This is a genomic window from Rhizobium sp. 42MFCr.1 (assembly GCF_000377185.1).
Taxonomy (GTDB): Bacteria; Pseudomonadota; Alphaproteobacteria; order Rhizobiales; family Rhizobiaceae; genus Rhizobium; species Rhizobium altiplani.
In genome coordinates this window covers 1-21,315 of sequence record NZ_KB897840.1, presented here as the reverse complement: position 1 = coordinate 21,315, position 21,315 = coordinate 1, and the positions used below count along the sequence as shown (strand labels likewise).

Genomic DNA, 21,315 nt, shown 5'->3' with positions numbered 1-21,315 from the left:
GAGATGCGGCGCTTAAACCAGATTGACAATCCCGGCCCGTGAAAAGTGAACCAATGAGCAGCTCGAACTTCTACTCCAGCATGGGCGGCCTGCCGCCGCAGACCGAACTCCTCTCCAGCAAGGCGGTGTTCACGACGGCCTATGCCGTCATCCCCCGCAGCGTCATGACTGACATCGTCACCAGCTACTTCCCGCACTGGGAAGGGACACGTGCCTGGGTGATCTCCCGCCCGCTGACCGGTTTTTCCGAGACGTTTTCGCAGTACATCATGGAAGTGCAGCCGGGTGGCGGCAGCGACCGGCCGGAACCGGAGAAGCGCGCCGAAGGCGTGCTCTTCGTCGTCGACGGTGAGATGACCGTCGAGTTCGACGGAAAGGCACACCAAATGCGCCCCGGCTCCTTCGCCTTCCTGCCCGCCGGCTCCCGTTGGGCGCTGTGGAACAAGAGTGCTGCACCCGTGAAGTTTCACTGGATCCGCAAGGCGTTCCAAGAGGTCGAGGGGCAGGAGCCGCCGCCGGCGATCTTCACGCATGAGGAAAATCACCCGCCGCAGCCGATGCCGGATACGGACGGCGCCTGGGCCACGACGCGCTTCATCGCCCCGGCCGATCTTCGCTACGACATGCACGTCACCATCGTCACCTTCGAGCCCGGCGGCGTGATCCCGTTCATGGAAACGCACGTGATGGAGCACGGCCTCTACGTGCTCGAGGGCAGGGCCGTCTATCGTCTCAACAAGGATTGGGTCGAAGTCGAAGCCGGTGACTTCATGTGGCTGCGCGCCTTCTGCCCGCAGGCCTGCTATGCCGGCGGTCCCGGACGCTTCCGCTACCTGCTCTACAAGGACGTCAATCGCCACATGCCACTGTGGTAGGGGTCACGCGGCGAGTTTAGAATGAGAAACGGGGCCGATGTGGCCCCGTTTTCGTTTGCCTAGATGTCGCTTGCCGCGTTCGACCAGAGGTCGGCCGCCTCAGCGGCGGTCATGCGCCGCACCTCCGCCTCATGGCGGCGGTTGGCGAAGAGTTCGCTCGCCATGATCTGGTCGGCGAGGTCGGCCGGCAGCGACAGGATCACGCGGGCATCGCCGCCGTGGATGCCGCCGAGCTCGCTCCGCTTTCCGCTGACCATGCCGCCGGCCACCGTATTGTTGGTGTCGGGGTCGATCAGGATAAAGGAGCCGGTCGCCCGGTTCTGCTCGTAGGGGTCGAAGATCGCTTGTTCGTCGAAGGCGAGGCGCACCTTGCCGATCGCATTCATGTAGAGCGTATCGACAGGAGCCCAGGCGCCGGTCTTCAGTTCAAGCTGCGCCAACGGCTGTACCTGCACGCGCTGGCGGCGGCTGCCGCTCTTCAGCCAGTAGCGCTTGCCGGCTTCGATACCCTCCGGCTGCAGTGCGACGATCTGCGCGTCGAAGGAGAGGCCGACCTGCGGCTGGCTGTCGATCGAGACGATCATGTCGCCGCGCGCGACGTCGACCTGCCGGTCGAGGACCAGCGTGATCGCATCGCCGGCGACTGCCGCGTTGCGCACCAGATCGAAGGTGACGATCTTGGAGACGTTGGCGACCATGCCGGACGGCAGGATCATGACGCTATCACCCGGCTTGACGGACCCGCCGGCAACGGTGCCCTGGTAGCCGCGGAAGCTTTCCCCCGGACGCGAGACGCGCTGCACCGAGAAGCGGAAGCCTGTCGCCTGCGAGGAGCGGACGGTCGCAAGCTCGAGCGTCTCGACCAGCGTCGGGCCGGCGTACCACGGCATCGATGCCTCACCGGAATAAACGACGTTCTCGCCCTTCAAGGCCGACATCGGGATCGCGGTGATCTGCTTGACGCCGAGCGACAGCGCGAATTCGCGGAACTCGTGCGTAATCTTCTCGAAGCCGGCGCGATCGTAGTTCGTCAGGTCGATCTTGTTGATGGCAAGCACGAACTGCTTGATGCCGAGCAGCGAGGCGATCGTTGCGTGGCGACGCGTCTGCTCCAGAATGCCGGCGCGCGCGTCGACCAGGAGCACGGCGAGATCGGCGGTGGAGGCGCCGGTTGCCATGTTGCGGGTGTACTGCTCGTGGCCGGGCGTGTCGGCAACGATGAAGGAGCGCTTGTCGGTCGAGAAGTAGCGATAGGCGACATCGATGGTGATGCCCTGTTCGCGCTCGGCCTGCAGGCCGTCGAGCAGCAGTGCGAAGTCGGGCAGGCCGAGATCGTTCTGCTTGCCGGTGGAATCGCGCTGCAGCGTGGCGGCCTGGTCTTCCTTGACGGCCTTGGTATCCCAGAGCAGGCGGCCGATCAGGGTGGACTTGCCATCATCGACGCTGCCGCAGGTGATGAGGCGCAGCGGTCGCGAGTCGCGCGTTGCCGTCGCAGGATCTGCGGCGGGCACGGCAAGGGCGTGTGCGGCGGTTACGGCTGCGGTCATCTCAGAAATATCCTTCACGCTTCTTCTTTTCCATGGAACCGGACTGGTCGCGGTCGATGGCGCGGCCCTGTCGTTCGGAGACAGTGGCAATTTCGAGTTCGGCAATCACCTCTTCGAGCGTGGTCGCCTTCGATGGGATGGCGCCTGTCAGCGGAAAATCGCCCAGGGTGCGGAAACGGATCATGCCTTCCTGGCGCACTTCGCCGGGCAACAGTTCCAGCCGCGGATCTTCGGCAAGGATCATCATGCCGTCGCGCTCAACATAGGGGCGCTTCTTGGCGTAGTAGAGCGGCACGAGCGGAATGTCTTCGGCCTGGATGTAGCGCCAGATATCGACTTCGGTCCAGTTTGACAGCGGGAAGACGCGAACGCTTTCGCCCTTGCGGATCTGGCCATTATAGATGTTCCAGAGTTCCGGGCGCTGGTTGCGCGGATCCCAGCGATGGTCTGGTGTGCGGAAGGAATAGATGCGTTCCTTGGCGCGGCTGGCTTCCTCGTCGCGGCGCGCGCCACCGAAGGCGGCATCGAATTGGCCGGCGTCGAGGGCCTGGCGCAGCCCTTCGGTCTTCATGATGTCGGTAAAGGCGGCCGAGCCATGCGTGAACGGCGTGATGTTTTCGGCCGCACCGCGCGGATTGATGTGCTCGATCAGGTCGAGGTCGTATTTCTTCGCGGTTTCATCGCGAAAGGCAATCATCTCGCGGAATTTCCAGCCGGTGTTGACATGCAGCAGCGGGAAGGGGACGCGACCGGGGTAGAAGGCCTTACGGGCCAGATGCAGCAGGACCGACGAATCCTTGCCGATCGAGTAGAGCATGACGGGACGCTCGAATTCGGCGGCGACCTCACGGAAAATGTGGATCGCTTCGTTTTCGAGAGCCTTCAAATGCGGGTCGAGCGGCGGCTTCGCGCTCCGGGGATTGTTGAGTTCCGTATCCGGACGGCTATCGGGCATTTCTGACTCCAGGCTTCAATCATTCTCGGAAGGGAGGCATCCGGAATGGGTGCATTTCAGACTTCGAGGAGCGCAGGCGACGGGCCGCGCTCCGATCCCGAAGTCGACGGGTTACTGTTGTGCGGCAATCGCCGAGGCCTCTTCAGCCACGTGCAGGCCGCATTCGCGCTTTTCGTCCTGTTCCCACCACCAGCGGCCGGCGCGTTCCGGCTCGCCCGGCTTGATCGCCCGGGTGCAGGGTTCGCAGCCGATCGAGGGATAGCCGCGGGCGTGCAGCGGATTGATCGGCACGCCGTTGTCGGCGACATAGGCCTTGATAACGTCGAGGTCCCAGTCGGCGAGCGGGTTCACCTTCAGGAGATGACGCTCCGCGTCATATTCCGCAAACGGCGTCTCAGCGCGGTTGGCCGATTGGCCACGGCGCAGGCCGGTGATCCAGATCGTCGCCCCTGCCAGGGCTCGCGCAAGCGGCTTCAACTTGCGCATGCCACAACAGGCATGCCTGGCTTCGACGCTCTCATAGAAGCCGTTGAGGCCGTACTTGGCGGCATAGGCATCGATATCTGCCTGTTCGGGCTCGTAACGGCTGATGTGAAGATCGTATTGCTTCTCGGTCTCGTCGATCAGCGCCAGCGTTTCCGGAAACAACCGTCCGGTCTGCAGCGTCACGACGTCGATCGGAAGGCGGTGGTTGCCGATTTCGGCGGTGATGACTTGGTCCTCGATGCCGAGGGAGGTGGTGAAGACGACGCGGCCGCCAAGGCCGGCGACGAGCGACAGACGCTCCGCAAGGTCAAGGCTCGCGAGGTTCGCGTTCAGCGTTTCCGCTTCAGCGTTCGGATTGGCAGCAACAGTCATGGGGATCCTGTCCTTGATGTTGGCCGGAGTATCGCAGGTCGGGCTTGGATCGGACAGAAAAACGGATTTCGAAAGCAGGCGCGATAGGAGCAAATATCTCTCCCCGGCCACTGCAATGCGGAAAAGCAGCCGCACCGCGATGGTTTGTCGACGGTCAGCCCAATTGTCTATTGATTTAGTAGAGTAACACGTTGCCTGTCAATCGGAAATGTGAATTGATGACATCGCAAGTGCATTTTGACGTAGATTTGCGGTATTGGCCGAGGGTGAAAAAACAAGGCCAAAAACCTTGTCTCTCAAGGGTTTCGCCGGCTTGTTCAAATTCCGTTCATGCTGCGCATGCCATAGAGACAGGATCCTGCTTGCGGCGGGTCTGTGATTCCGCCCGCCATGTGTGTGTCGACGGTCAAAAATGATTACGCAAAAGGCAAAATATGCGCTGAGGGCGCTGACGGTATTGGCGGCAGCCGATGACGGCGAGCCGGTGATGATCTCAGACATTGCGGCCCAGCAGAAGATCCCAAAGAAGTTCCTTGAACAGATCCTTCTCGACCTGAAGCACCAGGGCATCGTCGTCAGTCGCCGCGGCAAGACGGGCGGGTATCTGCTGCTGAAGCCGGCCGACATGATCACCTTCGGCGAGGTGCTGCGCATCATCGACGGGCCGATCGCACCGCTTCCCTGCCTCTCGATCACCGCTTATCGCAAATGCGATGATTGCGATGGAGAGCAGAACTGCGAGATCCGCCATGTCTTCGCCAAGGTGGCGGATGCGACCCGCAAGGTGCTGTTCTCCACGACGATCGCAGATGCTGTCGCGCCGGCAAAGGTCGCGGAAGTCACCCGTTTACTCGCCTAGGCCTAATCATCGTCCATGCTGCTGCATGTTGCTTGAGACCATCAGGCGGATAAAGGTCGCTTCAAGATTCGGTGAGATAGCTTTCCATTGCTTGGTGCTACGCCAATTCGCCCCTGTCCTGAGGTAGGGAGAAACGAACATGCGTCTCATGAACTCGAAACGGATGGCAATTGGTGCGGTCCTCGCGCTGACCTTGGCGTCGGGAGCCGCGGCGCACCACGGCTGGTCGTGGGCCGAGGGAGAGCAGACGGAATTGCATGGCACGATCGAAAAGGTCACGATGGGTGGGCCGCACCCGACGCTCGACGTTGCGACCGCCGCCGACGGCGTCTGGCTCGTCGAACTCGGCAATCCCAGGCAGACCGAACGCTCGGGCTTTGTCGAAGGCTCCGCGAAGAAGGGGGATCCGATTGTCGTCCTCGGAAACCGTTCGCTGAAGGCCGACGAGAAACGGATGAAGGCCGTGCGCATCACGGTCGCCGACAAGCGCTACGACATCTATCCGGAACGGATCCAGACGAACTAGAACCTTTCAATTTAACCCCGAAAGGCTCTAGGCGATGGCGATCGAGTTCCTGGAATGGCTCGCCGCAACCCCGCTGTCGTCAGGGCTGCGGCGCTCGGCGCTTGTCTACATGGCCGTCAACGCCGCCCATATCCTTTCGATCGGCCTACTGATCGGGGCGATCCTGCCGCTGGATCTGCGGCTGATGGGCTGCTTCGGCTCGGTGCCGCTGGCGGTGCTTGGCCCGTTCCTGTCGCGGGCCGCGGCTGTCGGGCTCGTGGGAGCTGCTATCACCGGCTTTGCCCTTTTCAGCGTCAAGCCGGTGGAATACGCCGGAAATCTGGCCTTCCTCGCAAAGCTGGGGCTGCTGGTGCTCGGCATCGTGAACGCGGCCGTGGTCCATGCCCAGGCTGCCTGGCGGCGGGCCGTGTCAGGCTCTGCGCCCGCGTTCAGCTTGCGCCTGCAGGCGGGCCTTTCCGCGGCCGTATGGATATCCGCGCTCCTTGCCGGCCGCTGGATCGGCTTTGTCTGATGGCGATCGGCAGATTTACCGATCGCTCGTTTCCCAGCGCGGATTGATCCACGGCTCCTGGTTGGAGCGCGGCAGCGGCTGCTTGCCGAGGATGTGGTCGGCAGCCTTCTCGCCGGTCATGATCGACGGGCCGTTGAGATTGCCGTAGGTGACGTGCGGGAAGATCGAGCTGTCCGCGACGCGCAGCCCGTCGACGCCGATGACGCGCGTTTCGGGATCTACGACCGCCATCGGGTCGGTTTTCGCGCCCATCTTGCAGGTGCCGCAGGGGTGATAGGCGCTTTCCAGGTGCTCGCGCAGGAAGGCGTCGATCTGTTCGTCGGTCTGGACGGCCTCGCCCGGCTGGATCTCCGGGCCGCGATACTGGTCGAAGGCCTTCTGGCCGAAGATCTCGCGGGTCAGCCGCACGCAATGGCGGAATTTTTCCCAGTCCTCGGGATGGCTCATGTAGTTGAAGCGAATGACAGGATCGGTCTTCGGGTCCGAGGAGCCGAGCGTGACGTTGCCGCGCGACTTCGACAGGTTGTAGCCGACATGCACCTGGAAGCCGTGGCTCTTGGCCGCCGCCTTGCCGTCATAGCTGATCGCGACCGGCAGGAAGTGGTACTGGATATCGGGCTGCTTGACGCCAGCCGCCGAGCGCAGGAAGGCGCAGGCCTCGAACTGGTTCGAGGTGCCAAGCCCCGACTTGGTGAACATCCATTGCGCGCCCGCGACCCCCTGCCAGAACCAGGGCAGCCAGGAATAGAGTGAAACCGGCTTGGTGCTAACCTGTTGGAAATAGAATTCCATGTGGTCCTGCAGGTTGGCGCCGACGCCCGGCCGGTCTGCCTTTACCTCGATCCCCATTTCCTGCAGATGCGCGCCGGGCCCGATGCCCGACAGCATCAGGAGCTTCGGCGAATTGAAGGAGGAGGCCGAGACAATGACCTCGCGGTTCGCCTTGACGATCTCGATCTTGCCGCCCCGCTCGATTTCGACGCCGGTTGCCCGGCCGTTCTCGATCACCACCTTGTGGGCGTGGCCGTAGACGACCTCCACGTTCGGTCGTTTCAGCGCCGGTTTCAGATAGGCTGACGCGGCCGACCAGCGGCGACCGCCGAAAATCGTCTGCTCCATCAGTCCGAAGCCTTCCTGCTTCGAGCCGTTGTAGTCCTCGGTCGCCTCGAAGCCTGCCTGCTTGCCGGCCTCGATGAAGGCGCGAAACAGCGGGTTGCGGAAGACACCGCGCTGGACGTGCAGCGGTCCGTCCTTGCCGCGCCAGCCTTCCTCGCCGCCGTGGCTGTGCTCCATCCGCTTGAAGTAGGGGAGGACGTCGGCATAGGCCCAGCCTTGCGCGCCGAGCTCTTCCCAGCGGTTATAGTCCTCGGCGTGGCCGCGCACATAGACCATGCCGTTGATCGAGGAGGAGCCGCCGATCACCTTGCCGCGCGGCGCGGTGATCCGCCGGTTGTTCAGGTTCGGCTCGGGCTCGGAGAGATAGCCCCAGTTGTAGCGCTTCATGCTCATCGGCCAGGCAAGGGCGGCCGGCATCTGGATGAACGGCCCGAAATCGGAGCCGCCCGCCTCGATGACGATGACGGTAGTCTTGCCGTCTTCCGAAAGCCGGTAGGCGAGGGCGGAACCCGCCGAGCCGGAGCCGATGATGACGAAATCTGCCTGCTGCATGATGTGCTTCTTTTCCGATTCACCACCTCGTCCTCGGGCCCGCTGGTGAGCCGATCGGGACGAAGCGAAATTGAATGCTACCTGCCGGGACCGGCCGCCTGCTGCCTCAATAGGGCGCCTGCACCGGCCCCATGCCGACATAAACCGTCTTCAGCTCCGAATAGTGCTCCAGCGCGGCCAGCGAATTTTCGCGTCCGAAGCCGGATTGCTTGGAGCCGCCGAACGGGATTTCGACAGGGCAGAGATTGTAGGTGTTGATCCACAGCGTGCCCGCCTCGAGCTGGTCGACGACGCGATGGGCGCGCGTCAGGTCTGATGTGAAGACGCCGGCGGAGAGGCCGAATTCCGTCGCATTGCCGCGAGCGATCACCTCGGCCTCGTCGTCGAAGTCAAGCACGCACATGACGGGGCCGAAGATCTCCTCGCGGGCGATCGTCATCTCGTCGGTGACGTCGGCAAAGACCGTCGGCTGCACGTAGTAGCCTTCGCCGGAGACGTTGTTGGGGATGCCGCCACCGGTGACGAGGGTCGCACCCTCGGCCTTGCCCTTCTCGATGTAGGAGAGAACCTTGTCGCGCTGCGCCCAGGACACCATCGGCCCGAGCTGCGTCGCCTCGTCCATCGGATCGCCGATGGCGATCGCCTCGGTGCGGGCTTTCAACCGCTTGAGGAATTCCGCCTTGATCTTCCGCTGCACGAAGACGCGTGTGCCGTTCGAGCAGACCTGGCCGGTCGAATAGAAGTTGCCGAGCATGGCGCCGCCGACGGCGCTGTCGATATCGGCATCGTCGAAGACGATTAGAGGCGACTTGCCGCCGAGCTCCATGGTGACGTGCTTGAGGCTGCCGGCAGCGGCCGCGGCGACCTTGCGGCCGGTCGGAACCGAGCCCGTCAGCGACACCTTGGCGACATCAGGATGGTTGACCAGCAGCGGTCCCGTCTCGCGATCCCCCTGGATGACATTGTAGAGCCCCTTCGGCAGGCCCGCCTTATTAAGGATCTCGGCAATGGCAAGGGCCCCAAGCGGTGTGTTTTCCGACGGCTTGAAGACCATGGCATTGCCGGCGGCGAGCGCCGGTGCACCCTTCCAGCAGGCGATCTGCTGCGGATAGTTCCAGGCGCCGATGCCCACGCAGACGCCAAGCGGAACACGCTTGGTGTAGGCGAAATCGCCACCGAGCGGGATGTAGGAGCCATTGAGGCCGGCAGCTGCAATGCCGCCGAAGAACTCGAAGCTGTCGGCGCCTGATGTCGGGTCGGCGACGATCGTTTCCTGGATCGGCTTACCAGTATCCAGCGTCTCCAGTTCGGACAGCTCGCGATTGCGTTCGCGAATGAGGTCAGCGGCGCGCTTCAGGATACGGCCGCGCGCCGTCGGGCTCATCGCAGCCCATTCCGGCTGGGCGCGCTTGGCCGATGCGATCGCCTTTTCGACGATAGCAGGGGTTGCCGCGTGCAGCCGGGCGATGACTTCGCCGGTCGCCGGATAGATGCTTTCGATGACGCTGCCCGCGTCATCCTCGACATATTCGCCGTCGATGAAATGGGAGGCTTTCGGCTGGGCTCTGAGGGTCACTGAATCTGTCCTTTCGCAAGGGCGGCAAGCTGTGAATTGATATAGTCTTCGGTAAGCGCGATCGATGCCTCGATGCTGACAGGCGCCGACCTCAGACTTTGGCGGATGTAGAGCCCGTCGATCATCGCAGCCGCGCCTTCGGCAATGCGTTCTGCGGCATCGTAAGGGCAGAGCGCTTTCAGGTTGGCGATGAGGTTCGACTGCAGACGGCGGGCATAGATGACAAGGAAGCGCCGGGTTTCCTCGGAGCGCTGCGCCTCGGCATAGAAGGCCAGCCAGGCGGCGATAGTTGCCGGCGCGAACTGGTCTGCCTGGAAGCTGACGCGGATGACGGCGGAGAGCTTCTCGCGCGGTGCGTCAACCGCCTTCAGCGCAGTCACGACGTCGTCGCGCAGCTGCTTGAGGAGAGAGCGGACAGTCTCGATCAGCAGTTGTTCCTTGCTGCCGAAGTAATGATGCGCCAGCGCCGGCGACACACCGGCCTGCCGGGCAATTTCGGACATGGTGACAGTCAGCGAGCCGTGATCGCCGATCACGCGCAGCGCGGCATCGACAAGCGCCTTGCGGCGAACCGGCTCCATTCCGACCTTGGGCATCGCATCACTCCATGAAGATGCCATCCAGCATAATTTTGATTGACTGATCAATCAATAAAAATCTGGCAACACTTCCAGAAGGCTAACCTCTTCCAATTCCGCGATTTTGCGGCATATTCTTTTACCAACCAGGAGGTGTGCCATGGCAGATATTTCTGATCGACTGGGTTTTTCGTCACTGCAATCGAAATGGGGTTGGTTCGCGGCACTTGGCGTGCTGCTGATCGTCTGCGGCTTTATCGCGTTGGCAAACGTCGCGCTCGCAACCGTTGTCTCCGTCTACTATGTCGGAATCCTGATGCTGGTCGGCGGCGTGGTCTACCTGATCCACGCCTTTCAGGTGAGAAGCTGGGAGCAGGCGCTGGTTTGGGCCTTGAGCGGCGTTCTCTATCTGTTGGCCGGTTTCTTTGCCTTCGAGAATCCCCTTCTGGCATCGGCCGTGTTGACGCTGTTTCTGGCGATCGCCTTGCTCGTTGCTGGCGTGTTCCGAATCTGGGTCGGCTGGCGCATGCGCCCCGTGAAAGGATGGGGCTGGGTCCTTGTGAGCGGTATCATCACGGCGCTGGCTGGCGTGGTTATTGCGCTCGGATGGCCGGTCAACAGCCTTTGGATCCTGGGACTTTTCCTCGCCTGTGACCTTCTGCTGCAGGGTTGGTCGATGCTCGCTTTCGGTCTTGCGGTCCGTCGCTGACTTATGCCCGCAATTCACAGGCAGACATCACGGACTGTTTCCTTTTTGACAAGTATGTGAGTGGGGTCTAAAATTTCGCCCAATAAGAGGCAGCCGAGGCGGCGGCGTCGGCAATGCCGCGGACGGGTTAATCCGTCTCCCAGAGGACAGGCAGTGTCCGACGAGGCAAAGGGAGGAATCTCATGCCGATGGTTACCGTATCCATTTCGCCGCTGCAGGCTGCGGATATCCGCGCCGCTGTCGACAATGGCACCTATGCGTCAAGCAGCGAGGTTGTGCGCGAGGCCCTGCGCATGTGGGAGGCCGCCCGCAAACTCGGCGGATGCCCCGAAGGCGCCTTCGATCAGAGCGGCGTCTCCCGGGGTGCCAAATGCGTCGCTGACATGTTCGCCGATCATGAGGCTGAGAACAGGCATACAGCCTGACCAAGCCATTGATTGATCGATAAAATTCGATTCGAAAATGGACGTGGTTTCACAAAAGTTTCATATTCGGGAAAGGGTTCGTTGATCCTTCTCCGCCAGTTTCCCTGCGCAAAACAATAAGACACAGTGGAGATTGGCATGTCTTTGGCTGCCACCGTCGATCCGGCGCTTGTTCGTCGCTACGCCAGCGATCAGATCGTGACCCTTGCGAAACTCGTCATCGAGAACGCGTTCCAGCCCATCGTGGAAGCAGGGACGGGAGTGGCGTTCGGCTATGAATCGCTGATGCGCGGGCAGGAACGCATCGGCTTCAACTCCCCGATCGAAATCCTCGACGAGGCTCACAAGAACCAGCAGCTTCTGCAACTGGAGCAGATGGTGGCAAGCCGTGCGCTTGCGAAGTTCGCAACGCTGCCGCACTTTTCCAGTTCGACACTGTTCCTCAATCTCGATGTTCGGCTGATCCCGCATGGTGAGCGCCTGGTGGAAGGCCTGCTGCAGCACCTGAAGCTCGCCAATATTCCTCCGTCTTCCATCTGTTTCGAGTTTTCCGAACGCTTCGACAATACTAGCGTGCCCGAATTTGCGGCGCTCGTATCGCTTCTCCGCAAGGCCGGCTTCAAGCTCGCGATCGACGATTTCGGTGTCGGCCACGGCGAGATGAAGCTGCTCTGCGACCACCCGGTCGATTACCTGAAGATCGACCGCCATTTCATCGCCGACATCGACAGCAGCCCGCGCAAGCGCCATCTTCTGAAAAACATCGTCCACATCGCCCATGTGCTCGGCACTCGCGTCATCGCCGAGGGCATCGAGACGGAGGCGGAATTCGTCGCCTGCCGCGAGTTCGGCGTCGATCTCGTCCAAGGCTGGTTCGTCTCCCGCCCGACCACCCATGTCACCGAGTTGCAGCCGTCGTTTCCGCACCTGTTGGACCTCGGCAAGAGCAAGCGAAATCCGCAATCGCTCGACGAGATCCTGATCCGCAAGCAGATCGAGATGCTGCCGACAGTCTATGAAAACGACACGATCGACAGTGTCTTCGAGCTGTTCCGCCGCAATCCGCAGCAGGCGTTTTTCCCGGTGCTGAATGCGAACGGCGAGCCGCGCGGTATCCTGCACGAACGCCATCTGAAGGAATACATCTACCAGCCTTTCGGTCGCGACCTCCTGAAGAACAAGGTCTACGAGCGAACGATCTCCCACTTCGTCGAGATGGCGCCGATCGTCGGGCTTGATTCCGATACCGAACAGCTAATGGCGATCTTCGCCAACATGGAAGGCACGAACTGCCTGCTTTTGACCGACAACATGCGCTATGCGGGTGTCGTGTCAGCCGCCTCGCTCATCAAGGTCATGAATGAGAAGAAGCTGAAGACGGCCCAGGACCAGAACCCTCTGACCGGACTGCCGGGCAACAGGGCGATCCGCGACTTCATGCGCGAGTCCAGCCTCGATGGCGACGAGAAGCGTCACTTCTGCTACTGTGATTTCGACAACTTCAAGCCGTTCAACGATGCCTATGGCTTCCATCTCGGCGACCACGCGATTTCGCTCTTTGCCGCCCTCATGCGCCGCTATTTTTTCGCCGAACGTCATTTCCTCGGGCATGTCGGCGGCGACGATTTCTTCATCGGCGTCCGCGGCTGGGCCAAGGAAGAGCTGACAGAAATTCTCGACCGCCTGATCAGCGATTTTCACGACGATGTGCTCGGCCTCTATTCCGATACGGATCGCGCCGCTGGCAGCATTCGCGGCCATGACCGCGCAGGCGTCGAGGCACTGTTCCCGCTGATGCGCTGCTCGATCGGCGTGCTGGAGCTACCGGAAGGTCTTGTCATCGACGACACCAATCGCGTCAGCGCCGAAATTGCTCACATTAAGGCCGAGGCTAAGGAAAGCGAGGAGGGGCTCGTCTTCCACCTCCTGGTCGAGACGAATTGACGCCATCCGTTCTTCCTGCCTTCTCAAATCCGAAGCGCTGGACTATCTCACGTGCTTTCGGAACGAGGAGACCGGACCATGTCTTTGCCCACGCAGATGCGCTTCATCGACCTGCCGAGCTTCGGCGCGCCTGAAGTGATGCGGATTGCCACCGGACCCTTGCCGATACCGGGCGAGGGGCAGCTTCTCATTCGCACCGAGGCGATCGGCGTCAACCGGCCCGACGTCGCTCAGCGTCAGGGCACCTATCCCCCGCCCAAGGACGCAAGCCCGATCCTCGGACTTGAGATGGCGGGCGAGATCGTTGGCGTTGGCGCTGGCGTCAGAGATTTTGCCGTCGGCGACAAAGTCTGCGGCCTGACGAACGGCGGCGCCTATGCCGAATATTGCCTGCTGCCCGCCGGCCAGGCGCTCCGTTTCCCGAAAGGCTACGATGCGGTCAAGGCGGCCGCCCTCCCGGAGAACTACTTCACCGTCTGGGCCAACATGTTCCAGATGGCCGGGCTGACAGAAGGCGAGAAGGTCCTCGTGCACGGCGGCTCGAGTGGTATCGGAACGACCGCCATCCAGCTTGCGCGGGCCTTCGGCGCTGAGGTCTACGCGACCGCCGGTTCGCAGGAGAAATGCGACGCCTGCGTCAGGCTCGGCGCAAAGCGGGCCATCAACTATAAGACCGACGATTTTGCAGAGGTCATCAAGACCGAGACGGGCCACGGTGTCGATATCATCCTCGATATGATTGGTGCTGCCTATTTTGAGCGGAACGTGGCATCGCTTGCGAAGGACGGCTGCCTCTCGATCATCGCCTTTCTCGGCGGCGCTGTCGTGGAAAAGGTCAATCTAGCGCCGATCATGGTCAAACGGCTGACGATCACCGGCTCGACGCTGCGCCCGCGCACGCCTGAGGAAAAGCGCGCGATCCGGGACGATCTCCTTTCCCAGGTCTGGCCGCTTCTCGATGAAGGCAAGCTTGCGCCTATTATCGATACCGTCGTTCCTTTCGAGGACGCCGCCAAGGCGCATCGGCTGATGGAAACGAGCGGTCACATCGGAAAGATCATGCTGCGGATCTAGGCCGGTCGCGGGACCGGTCGGGGGGCTCTTTCAAGGAACAGCAGTAGGCCAACCGAAGCGAGACCGACCACGGCGGCAAGCAGTGCTGTGCCTGAATATCCTGTGAAGCCGGTCCCGGCGGCGAAGATCGACGCACTGATGCCGTTTGCGATGAACGTGTTGACCGAGACCAGCGAACTGCCGAGTCCCGGGCGATCGGCAATCAGGTCCTGCAGGTAGGTGATCGGTACGCTGAGGATGGCTGCAGCACCGCAGGCGTTGACCAGCACGAGGGCATAGATCTGCCAGGGCGCCGAGGCAAAGCTCAGCAATATCAGATACAGACAATAGATGAGCGCTCCGAGCGCAAGCACATGCACGTTGCGGAAGCGCCGCTGCAGCGCGCCCCACATCAGCATGAACGGCATTTCCAGGAAGGCGACGAGGCCGGCCATGAAACCGACATCGACCACCGTGCCGCCTGCGGCATCGGTAATGATCAACGGCGAAACGACACTGTTCAACCGCTGCAAGCCGAGCAGCAGCGCCATGAGGCAGACCCTCACCAGCACATGAGGGGAAAAAATCCTGCCGAGCGACGAGAAAAAGCCGATATTCAGGGAAGGGGAGGCTGCGCCCGCCGGCGCAGGCTTGGCCACGAACAGGTAGAGGCAAAAGCAGGTCAGGCTCGCGAGAGCCGCAATGCCATAGGCCGGTGTCATCGATTGCGAATTGATGAGGTACAGGCCGATCAGGCCAGGCGCCAGCGCCCAGGAGCCCGAGAACAGCGCGCGAACCGTGGACGTGATCGCTGCAGCCTTTCCGCGGTCCATCGTGTTCGTCGTCGCGCGGATACTGGCCAACAGGATCGAATAGGTGGAATTGCTGATGGGGATCAGCACCAATATGCCGAACATGAAGACTGCGGCGGTGCGGAATTCGTAGATCATTCCGAAGCCGAGCATGCCGCACACCGACAGCGCCAGCACCAGCGGGCGCCGATCGCTGAGCCCGTCGGACCAGATGCCGAGCGTCAGGCTGGTAGAGACGTTGACCAGCGCCGCAAGGAAGATCAGCCCGGAATAGCTGCGGTCGGACAGGCCGAGTTCGTTGATGCCGATGATCGATTGATAAGGCATCGTCGAGGCATAGGTGAAGGCGAGCGCAACCAGCGTCAGCGCTGGGACACGGATTTGACGATCGCGGAGGATGGACGAAAAAGCGGATGGCATGGCGTGATTCCCGATGCCCCTGATATAAACCAGTAGTGTGCTTTCGAATAACCAGAGTTTGTGATGGCAGCGGTCAAATCACGTGATGGGTGGTCCCATGCCGTGATCGCGGCCGGTCGACAAGAGCCGATCCGCCCAATCGCTGGGATGGAAACGAGCGGTCACATCGGCAGATCATGCTGCGTCTGTGACCGCTCGCACGTCGCTCACCGGGCCTGCCGTTCGGCGGGCGACGAGAGGGTCAGAGACGTTGCGACCGCGATCAGGCCTGGAAGGGCCATCAGGACGTAGAGCCAGTGGGCAGCCGAGACGCTGCCGGCAACCCCGCCAGGGTTCACCAGTCCGGTGCTGTTGACGATCACACCGGCGACGGCGGCGCCGAAGGCGCTGCCGAGGGACTGTACCGTCGAGATCGCGGCCGAAGCCTTGTCCTGTTCGGAGTTATCGACAAGGCTCAGGACCTTGGTCACCAGATGCGCCCAGCCAAGGCCAACACCGAAACCCATCAGGAACATGCCGATGACAGCCGGGCCGAGAATGGCCAGGTTGCCCGATTGGTTATCCGCTGCGAGGAAGATGGTCAGCGAGGCAACCGCAATCATCTCGATCACGCAGCCGGCGGCGATCGCCGCGCTGGCACGCTTTTCGGACAGCGTTGCGCTGAAGAAGGCGGCAAAGGTCCAGCCGAGCGCGACAAGGGCGGTCAGATAGCCTGACACCAGCGGCGTCACGCCATGCAGGGCCTGCAGGAAATAGGGTATGTAGATGTCGCTTGTGAGCACCAGCAGTAGCACGAACATCGTCAGGTAGACACGTGCCACAGGCTTTGCGAGCGTGACCGCGCCTGTCGGGAGGAGACGGTTCCTGCCGCGACGTTCGACCGATAGCATGGAGACGATCGCGACAATCGATGCTGCAATCAACAATGCTTTGAAGCTTGTCACATCGATCGTTCCGGCAATGCTGACCAGCATCACGGCGGCAAGCAGCAAGGCAATCTGCAGGATCGGGGTCTTGCCATGGGCGCGGTCATCCTCGGCGCGTGGCAGCAGCCAGGGCGCAAGCGACGCCATCAGCACGCAGAGCGGGACGAGCACCATGAAGGCGTGGCGCCACGCGTTGCCTTCGGAAAACAAGCCGCCGAGGCTGGGTCCGACCAGGGTCGAGACACCCCAGATGGCGGCATAGAGGGTTGATGCCTTCTGCCACAGCGGCTCTGGGTAGGCGAAGCGAATGAAAGCATAGGCAAGCCCGGCAAGAATACCGGCGCCGAATCCCTGTACCGTACGCCCGGCCAGCACAAATGGCATTGCCGGGGCAAGCGCGCAGACCAGGCTGCCGGTGCCGAAGATGAGCGCGCCTGCGACGTAGACACTGCGCAAGCCGATGCCTCGAGGACGCGTCGCGACAAAGATCGACCCCAGGACCGCAGCGGCAACGAAGAGCGTCGTCATCCATGACAGCAGTTCTAGCCCGCCGATGTCGCGCACGATCGACGGCGCGATTGTCGCGGTGATGTAGGTCTCAACCGCGTAGAGGGTGACGCCACCGCCGAGCATGAGTGTCGCGGGCAAAAGCGGCGCGGAAAACAGGTGAAAGACGGATGGCCTGTCTGCGGAAATCTCTTCAATGCCGGTCATGTCTAATGCCTTGTGTGCTTCCCGGGATATGCATTATTTTTGCAAGTTATTATTTGGAAAAAATACACCGCCATGTTATTAAAGCAAGTGCAAGCTTGGAAAAATAGATGAGACAATCCCCGGCCAACCGAATCCTGCTGCTAATCAAAACGGAAGGACCTCAACTTGCCGCGACACTCGGCTCAAAGCTCGGCATATCGTCGGAAGCCGCCCGTCAGCAATTGACGAAGATGGCGGAGGATGGGCTGGTCGAAGCAGTGAACGAAAGTGCGACCGGCAGGGGGAGACCGAGACAGCTCTGGAACCTGACCACTGCCGGCAACCAGACCTTTCCCGATGGCCATGCGGAACTCACCGCCACGATCCTGAGCACGCTGGTCGCGCAGCTGGGGACGCCGGCCCTGGATGCGGTCATTTCCGCCCGCGAAGCGGATACCCTCAAGCGCTACCGCAAGGAAGTCGACGCTGCCGACACGGGATCGCGTGTGCGGCAGCTCGCCGCCATACGCACTAGCGAAGGATACATGGCCGACAGCTGGGAAGAGGCGGACGGTTCGCTTCTGCTTGTCGAAAACCACTGCCCGATCTGCGCCGCCGCAAGCGTCTGTGCCGGTTTTTGCCGCTCCGAGCTGGAGACCTTTCGCGCCGTCCTCGGCGCCAAGGTCGAGCGCGAGGAACATATCCTGCTCGGCGCCCGCCGTTGCGCCTATCGCGTCACGCCGCTTTGAGCGGCGCCGCGGTACAGGAGTCGACGAAAGGCAATTGCTTTATCGACGCGACTCGCTATGCGTGACGCATCTGCCTACATGATCAGGACCAAGCCATGACCAATCCCGTCACCGTCGAAGTCACCCGAGGCTCGCTCGTTGAAAGCCGCCATCGCGGCGCCGTCGTTGCCGTGGATGGTGATGGAAAGATCGTGTTCTCGATCGGCGACATCGACGCGCCAACCTTCCCGCGTTCTGCCTGCAAGGCGATGCAGGCGCTGCCGCTGATGGAAAGCGGTGCTGCGGACGCCTATGGCTTCGGCGACAAGGAACTGGCGCTGGCCTGCTCCTCGCACAATGGCGAGGACGAGCATGTGGCGCTCGCCGCCGCCATGCTGGCGAAAGCCGGTCGCGATGTCGAAACGCTGGAATGCGGCGCTCATTGGTCCTCGAGCCAGAAGGTGCTGATCCACCAGGCGCGCACGATCGACAAGCCGACGGCATTGCACAACAACTGCTCCGGCAAGCATGCCGGCTTCATCTGCGCTTGCTGCCATCAGGACATCGATCCGAAGGGATATGTCGGCTACGACCATCCGCTGCAGGCCGAAATTCGCGGCGTCATGGAAAGCCTGACGGGTGCGGCGCTCGGCCGTGACAACTGCGGCACGGACGGCTGCTCCATCCCGACCTACGCGGTTCCCTTGCGCGGCCTGGCGCAGGGCTTTGCCAAGATGGCGACCGGCAATGGCCTCGAGCCGCTCCGCGCCAAGGCTTCCCGCCGGCTGTTCGATGCCTGCATGGCCGAGCCCTTCTATGTGGCCGGAACGGGCCGCGCCTGCACCGCGCTGATGGAGGCTGCACCTGGTCGCATCTTCGCCAAGACGGGGGCCGAGGGTGTCTTCTGCGCGGCGATCCCCGAGCAGGGAGTCGCGATAACAGTCAAATGCGACGACGGCCATTCGCGTGCCTCCGAGGCAATGGTTGCCGCCGCCCTCAGCCGCTTCTTCGGCAAGGAGGATGCGATTCGCGCGCGCCTGGCCGCCATGGCGACCGTCCAGATGCACAATTGGAACGGTATGCATGTTGGTGATATTCGCGCGACGGCTGCGTTGACTGCATAAGCCGTTCCGGAACGGGACAGTCTCGCTGCGAAAATAGAAGTTGCTAATGTATGTGAAACTACAGCCCACGAGAACGGATGCGGTTTTTGTGGGCTGAGTTACCCTTTTGCCCAGTACATCGAACGCCATGAGGGCAGGATATGTTTGCGGGCCGCTATCTTTGGTGGATGTTGATCGCCATCGCGATCTTCCTCTTCTTCACCATGTGTTTTGACTACGTGACCTGGCTGACGGTCGTTTTGTCCGGCTGCGCGCGGATCGCCGGCTCCTGCGGGCCGATCATCGTCACCATGACCGGTTCCATGAAACCGTCGGGCGTCTACCTAGCGGGGGGCATCATCCTCGTCATGACGCTTGCCCGCATCCACTATCTGTCGATGAACTGGATCTGGGGCGTGATTGTCGCAATCTGGTTCGTTGCATCGGCGCCGTTTCCGCTGCTCCTCGCCAACGGCTGGACCGGCCAGTTGAAGCCGGAGGCCGTGCTGGATGGGCTGCCGGTGGCGTTCCTGTTTTTTGTGATCTTCTGCGCCTATATCGGCTGGTCGTTTGAAGAGAGTGGCGGGCGGCCGTTTGGTGCGTGGCCTGCGCTGCGCGCAATCATTTCCGTCACCGCCGTCTATGGCGCGCTATTGGCGCTGTCGGAAGCACCCGCCTTCGCGACCATCCCGGGTCGTGTGCTTGGCGAGATGCGGCTTTCGACGTCAATTGCTGCGCTACAGCCCGGATTGCATGACGTCCTGACCCTCTGGGCCGGCCGCGACACGTTCGCCTATATCGTCTTCGCTGTCTTTGTCGTCGGTCTCGCTGCGAGCCTGTTGCCACAGAACCTCGAGGAACTCAGGGCGCGCTTCGTCCCGCCGTTCATGCTTCGAGGATCTCGGCAGTAAGATTGCGATAGGGCTCTATGGCTGCCGCTGGGATATCAGAGGCGACGATCAGCCCCGATACGCCTGAGATCGGAAGGACCTGGCAGGGAGAGACGTGGTCGAACTTCTCCTCCGTTAGCGGCACGTAGGTTTCGGCCGCGCAGGATGCGATGTGCCGCTTGATGGCCGCCTCCTCGAAGTCGCCTGTCGACAGCCCGTGTACGGGATGCACAGCCGTCACGCCGAGAAAGAACATACCCGGCCGAAGCTGCGAGATCGCGGCCATCGCAACGGCGCCGACCGCGACCATCGAGTGCTTGTAGAGCTTGCCGCCGATCAGGATGACGCTCGCCGTCGGGTGGTGTTCCAGCTCCGCAGCGATCGTCGGACTGTGCGTCGCGACCGAGAACGCAAAGTCGCGCGGCAGTTGCCGGGCAATCTCCGCCGTCGTCGTCCCGCCATCCAGAAAGATCAGCTGCCCGGGTTGCACGAGCGAGGCGGCCTTTCGTCCCAACCGCGCCTTCGCCTCGGACGAAACACTCTTTCGCGTCGAGAAATCCGGCAGCTCGGGCGCAACAGGCATCGCCCCGCCGTGAACACGCTTCAGCAAACCTTCCGCCGCCATCTCCCTGAGGTCGCGGCGGATCGTGTCCTCCGAAAGCGAGAAGTCTTCGGCGACACGTTTGGCAATCACCTGGCCGTCTCGCCTGAGAATATCGAGGATCAACGATCTGCGCTGGGTCGTAAGCATGCCTTCATCCCGTATTAGCACGAACTATCGTGAAATTGCACGAAATGAATCGACAATCAAGAAATATCGTGCAGTTATCGGCCATCTCGTGCATGAAGCCGAGGGAAATGGAGCTTGATGATGTTGATCTTGATTGCTGGTCCCTACAGGTCCGGAACCGGTGATGACCCGGAAAAAATGGCTGCCAATCTGCAGCGGCTGGAGCAGCCCTCGCACAGGCTGTTCCAGGCGGGCCATGTACCGATGATTGGAGAATGGGTGGCGCTCCCCGTGTGGAACGCGGCCGGCGGCAAGGCTGTCGGCGATGATCTCTACGAGGAAATCTTCCACCCCGTTGCCGGCCGCCTGCTGCAGCTTTGCGATGGCGTGCTGCGGCTTGAGGGCGAATCGAAAGGCGCCGACAATGATGTTCGCATCGCGCGCGAACGCGGCATCCCGGTCTGGCACCGGATCGAGGATGTCCCCGGCTGTGCTTGAGGCAGGCTGACTTTTAAGAGGCCGGCTCGCCGGCCTCGATCTGTGCGTTTGCGGAGAGCCGCGCTATAAAGTCAGCATCGAAGGGAGGTGACATGAAAGAGGTCGCCTCCGGAGAGAACGGATCACTGCGAATGATTGAGGGACAGTCACACTTCCGGCCTTTCGGCTTATCCTGTTGGGGTTTTGCGGATCTCAACAAGGGAGTTGGAAGCATGACTGCCTCTTATGATTATCATATCGGCGTCGACTATCACAAATCCTACAGCCACCTGGTGGTCCAGGAGAGCGGTGGCAAGACGCTGCGCTCCGGCCGCGTGAAGAACGACCGCCAGTCGCTTGGCGGGTTTCTCGAACGCTACCGTCAGAACTCGCATGCGGTTGTCGAGGCGACCCGCAACTGGATGGTGATCTACGACTGGCTCGACGACATT

The 21,315-nt window shown here is 61.8% G+C and carries 21 protein-coding genes and 1 pseudogene; 13 read left to right on the top strand and 9 right to left on the bottom strand.

Annotated features, from left to right (window positions below; genetic code table 11):
- Positions 1 to 53 precede the first annotated feature (53 nt).
- A complete protein-coding gene (locus tag C934_RS0120385) occupies positions 54 to 875 on the top strand; it encodes a bifunctional allantoicase/(S)-ureidoglycine aminohydrolase (RefSeq protein ID WP_018858476.1) in 822 nt (273 codons plus the stop codon).
- 59 nt (positions 876 to 934) lie between these two features.
- Here C934_RS0120385 and cysN read toward each other — a convergent pair whose 3' ends face one another.
- From cysN to C934_RS0120370, 3 genes are all read right to left on the bottom strand, one after another.
- A complete protein-coding gene (gene cysN / locus C934_RS0120380; RefSeq protein WP_018858475.1) occupies positions 935 to 2,422 on the bottom strand; it encodes a sulfate adenylyltransferase subunit CysN in 1,488 nt (495 codons plus the stop codon).
- Between the two features lies 1 nt (position 2,423).
- On the bottom strand, positions 2,424 to 3,377 hold the full coding sequence (cysD, locus tag C934_RS0120375; RefSeq protein WP_018116469.1) for a sulfate adenylyltransferase subunit CysD: 954 nt from the start codon (positions 3,375 to 3,377) through the stop codon (positions 2,424 to 2,426).
- Positions 3,378 to 3,488: 111 nt separating this feature from the next.
- The gene (locus tag C934_RS0120370; protein WP_026371960.1) at positions 3,489 to 4,235 is read right to left on the bottom strand and encodes a phosphoadenylyl-sulfate reductase; all 747 of its coding nucleotides are present in this window, start codon (positions 4,233 to 4,235) and stop codon (positions 3,489 to 3,491) included.
- A gap of 412 nt (positions 4,236 to 4,647) precedes the next feature.
- Between C934_RS0120370 and C934_RS0120365 the strand changes: the two genes are divergently transcribed.
- The 3 genes from C934_RS0120365 to C934_RS0120355 all read left to right on the top strand — a co-directional run bounded on the left by C934_RS0120365 (position 4,648) and on the right by C934_RS0120355 (position 6,131).
- Positions 4,648 to 5,094 (top strand): RrF2 family transcriptional regulator, encoded by a 447-nt coding sequence (locus C934_RS0120365; RefSeq protein ID WP_018858473.1) that lies wholly within the window; start codon positions 4,648 to 4,650, stop codon positions 5,092 to 5,094.
- Between the two features lie 139 nt (positions 5,095 to 5,233).
- Entirely contained in the window at positions 5,234 to 5,620 is a 387-nt protein-coding gene (locus tag C934_RS0120360; protein WP_018858472.1) for a DUF6152 family protein, read from the top strand.
- Between the two features lie 34 nt (positions 5,621 to 5,654).
- Positions 5,655 to 6,131: a DUF6644 family protein gene (locus tag C934_RS0120355; RefSeq protein ID WP_018858471.1), complete on the top strand. Its 477-nt coding sequence runs from the start codon at positions 5,655 to 5,657 to the stop codon at positions 6,129 to 6,131.
- A gap of 15 nt (positions 6,132 to 6,146) precedes the next feature.
- Here C934_RS0120355 and betA read toward each other — a convergent pair whose 3' ends face one another.
- The 3 genes from betA to betI form a co-directional block, all read right to left on the bottom strand.
- Positions 6,147 to 7,799: a choline dehydrogenase gene (gene betA / locus C934_RS0120350; protein WP_018858470.1), complete on the bottom strand. Its 1,653-nt coding sequence runs from the start codon at positions 7,797 to 7,799 to the stop codon at positions 6,147 to 6,149.
- Between the two features lie 106 nt (positions 7,800 to 7,905).
- Positions 7,906 to 9,375: a betaine-aldehyde dehydrogenase gene (gene betB / locus C934_RS0120345; protein WP_018858469.1), complete on the bottom strand. Its 1,470-nt coding sequence runs from the start codon at positions 9,373 to 9,375 to the stop codon at positions 7,906 to 7,908.
- A complete protein-coding gene (betI, locus tag C934_RS0120340) occupies positions 9,372 to 9,971 on the bottom strand; it encodes a transcriptional regulator BetI (RefSeq protein WP_018116475.1) in 600 nt (199 codons plus the stop codon). The genes betB and betI overlap by 4 nt, the downstream gene beginning before the upstream one ends.
- Before the next feature lie 142 nt (positions 9,972 to 10,113).
- Here betI and C934_RS0120335 point away from each other — a divergent pair, with 142 nt between their 5' ends.
- From C934_RS0120335 to C934_RS0120320, 4 genes are all read left to right on the top strand, one after another.
- On the top strand, positions 10,114 to 10,662 hold the full coding sequence (locus C934_RS0120335) for an HdeD family acid-resistance protein (protein WP_018858468.1): 549 nt from the start codon (positions 10,114 to 10,116) through the stop codon (positions 10,660 to 10,662).
- Positions 10,663 to 10,844: 182 nt separating this feature from the next.
- On the top strand, positions 10,845 to 11,087 hold the full coding sequence (locus tag C934_RS0120330) for a ribbon-helix-helix domain-containing protein (protein ID WP_018858467.1): 243 nt from the start codon (positions 10,845 to 10,847) through the stop codon (positions 11,085 to 11,087).
- A 138-nt stretch (positions 11,088 to 11,225) separates the two neighbouring features.
- Positions 11,226 to 13,031, top strand: a complete 1,806-nt coding sequence (locus C934_RS0120325; protein WP_018858466.1) for a GGDEF domain-containing protein — start codon at positions 11,226 to 11,228, stop codon at positions 13,029 to 13,031.
- Between the two features lie 78 nt (positions 13,032 to 13,109).
- Complete coding sequence (locus C934_RS0120320) at positions 13,110 to 14,105, top strand: NAD(P)H-quinone oxidoreductase (protein ID WP_018858465.1); 996 nt, start codon at positions 13,110 to 13,112, stop codon at positions 14,103 to 14,105.
- On the opposite strand, the gene C934_RS0120315 is transcribed toward C934_RS0120320, so the two are convergent.
- Positions 14,102 to 15,316 (bottom strand): MFS transporter, encoded by a 1,215-nt coding sequence (locus C934_RS0120315; RefSeq protein ID WP_018858464.1) that lies wholly within the window; start codon positions 15,314 to 15,316, stop codon positions 14,102 to 14,104. The genes C934_RS0120320 and C934_RS0120315 overlap by 4 nt on opposite strands.
- A 206-nt stretch (positions 15,317 to 15,522) precedes the next feature.
- Positions 15,523 to 16,956, bottom strand: a complete 1,434-nt coding sequence (locus C934_RS0120310; protein ID WP_018858463.1) for an MFS transporter — start codon at positions 16,954 to 16,956, stop codon at positions 15,523 to 15,525.
- 107 nt (positions 16,957 to 17,063) lie between these two features.
- Between C934_RS0120310 and C934_RS0120305 the strand changes: the two genes are divergently transcribed.
- From C934_RS0120305 to C934_RS0120295, 3 genes are all read left to right on the top strand, one after another.
- On the top strand, positions 17,064 to 17,684 hold the full coding sequence (locus tag C934_RS0120305; protein ID WP_018858462.1) for a helix-turn-helix transcriptional regulator: 621 nt from the start codon (positions 17,064 to 17,066) through the stop codon (positions 17,682 to 17,684).
- 95 nt (positions 17,685 to 17,779) lie between these two features.
- On the top strand, positions 17,780 to 18,787 hold the full coding sequence (locus C934_RS0120300) for an asparaginase (protein WP_018858461.1): 1,008 nt from the start codon (positions 17,780 to 17,782) through the stop codon (positions 18,785 to 18,787).
- A gap of 140 nt (positions 18,788 to 18,927) precedes the next feature.
- The gene (locus tag C934_RS0120295) at positions 18,928 to 19,677 is read left to right on the top strand and encodes a hypothetical protein (protein ID WP_018858460.1); all 750 of its coding nucleotides are present in this window, start codon (positions 18,928 to 18,930) and stop codon (positions 19,675 to 19,677) included.
- On the opposite strand, the gene C934_RS0120290 is transcribed toward C934_RS0120295, so the two are convergent.
- Positions 19,652 to 20,407 (bottom strand): DeoR/GlpR family DNA-binding transcription regulator, encoded by a 756-nt coding sequence (locus C934_RS0120290; RefSeq protein WP_018858459.1) that lies wholly within the window; start codon positions 20,405 to 20,407, stop codon positions 19,652 to 19,654. The two genes, C934_RS0120295 and C934_RS0120290, sit on opposite strands and share 26 nt — an antisense overlap.
- A gap of 120 nt (positions 20,408 to 20,527) precedes the next feature.
- On the opposite strand from C934_RS0120290, the gene C934_RS0120285 reads away from it, so the two are divergent.
- Together C934_RS0120285 and C934_RS0120280 are read left to right on the top strand one after the other, a co-directional pair.
- Positions 20,528 to 20,884 carry a hypothetical protein gene (locus C934_RS0120285; RefSeq protein ID WP_026371959.1) on the top strand — a complete coding sequence of 119 codons (357 nt, stop codon included), beginning with the start codon at positions 20,528 to 20,530 and terminating at the stop codon, positions 20,882 to 20,884.
- Positions 20,885 to 21,096: 212 nt separating this feature from the next.
- Positions 21,097 to 21,315, top strand: a pseudogene (locus tag C934_RS0120280) (IS110 family transposase); the annotation flags it as partial.

Bases quoted from the DNA above. Each gene is read 5' to 3' on its own strand.
- C934_RS0120385 (WP_018858476.1), top strand. From the start codon at position 54: ATGAGCAGCTCGAACTTCTACTCCAGCATGGGCGGCCTGCCGCCGCAG.
- cysN (WP_018858475.1), bottom strand. From the start codon at position 2,422: ATGACCGCAGCCGTAACCGCCGCACACGCCCTTGCCGTGCCCGCCGCA.
- cysD (WP_018116469.1), bottom strand. From the start codon at position 3,377: ATGCCCGATAGCCGTCCGGATACGGAACTCAACAATCCCCGGAGCGCG.
- C934_RS0120370 (WP_026371960.1), bottom strand. From the start codon at position 4,235: ATGACTGTTGCTGCCAATCCGAACGCTGAAGCGGAAACGCTGAACGCG.
- C934_RS0120365 (WP_018858473.1), top strand. From the start codon at position 4,648: ATGATTACGCAAAAGGCAAAATATGCGCTGAGGGCGCTGACGGTATTG.
- C934_RS0120360 (WP_018858472.1), top strand. From the start codon at position 5,234: ATGCGTCTCATGAACTCGAAACGGATGGCAATTGGTGCGGTCCTCGCG.
- C934_RS0120355 (WP_018858471.1), top strand. From the start codon at position 5,655: ATGGCGATCGAGTTCCTGGAATGGCTCGCCGCAACCCCGCTGTCGTCA.
- betA (WP_018858470.1), bottom strand. From the start codon at position 7,799: ATGCAGCAGGCAGATTTCGTCATCATCGGCTCCGGCTCGGCGGGTTCC.
- betI (WP_018116475.1), bottom strand. From the start codon at position 9,971: ATGCCCAAGGTCGGAATGGAGCCGGTTCGCCGCAAGGCGCTTGTCGAT.
- C934_RS0120335 (WP_018858468.1), top strand. From the start codon at position 10,114: ATGGCAGATATTTCTGATCGACTGGGTTTTTCGTCACTGCAATCGAAA.
- C934_RS0120330 (WP_018858467.1), top strand. From the start codon at position 10,845: ATGCCGATGGTTACCGTATCCATTTCGCCGCTGCAGGCTGCGGATATC.
- C934_RS0120325 (WP_018858466.1), top strand. From the start codon at position 11,226: ATGTCTTTGGCTGCCACCGTCGATCCGGCGCTTGTTCGTCGCTACGCC.
- C934_RS0120320 (WP_018858465.1), top strand. From the start codon at position 13,110: ATGTCTTTGCCCACGCAGATGCGCTTCATCGACCTGCCGAGCTTCGGC.
- C934_RS0120315 (WP_018858464.1), bottom strand. From the start codon at position 15,316: ATGCCATCCGCTTTTTCGTCCATCCTCCGCGATCGTCAAATCCGTGTC.
- C934_RS0120310 (WP_018858463.1), bottom strand. From the start codon at position 16,956: ATGACCGGCATTGAAGAGATTTCCGCAGACAGGCCATCCGTCTTTCAC.
- C934_RS0120305 (WP_018858462.1), top strand. From the start codon at position 17,064: ATGAGACAATCCCCGGCCAACCGAATCCTGCTGCTAATCAAAACGGAA.
- C934_RS0120300 (WP_018858461.1), top strand. From the start codon at position 17,780: ATGACCAATCCCGTCACCGTCGAAGTCACCCGAGGCTCGCTCGTTGAA.
- C934_RS0120295 (WP_018858460.1), top strand. From the start codon at position 18,928: ATGTTTGCGGGCCGCTATCTTTGGTGGATGTTGATCGCCATCGCGATC.
- C934_RS0120290 (WP_018858459.1), bottom strand. From the start codon at position 20,407: ATGCTTACGACCCAGCGCAGATCGTTGATCCTCGATATTCTCAGGCGA.
- C934_RS0120285 (WP_026371959.1), top strand. From the start codon at position 20,528: ATGTTGATCTTGATTGCTGGTCCCTACAGGTCCGGAACCGGTGATGAC.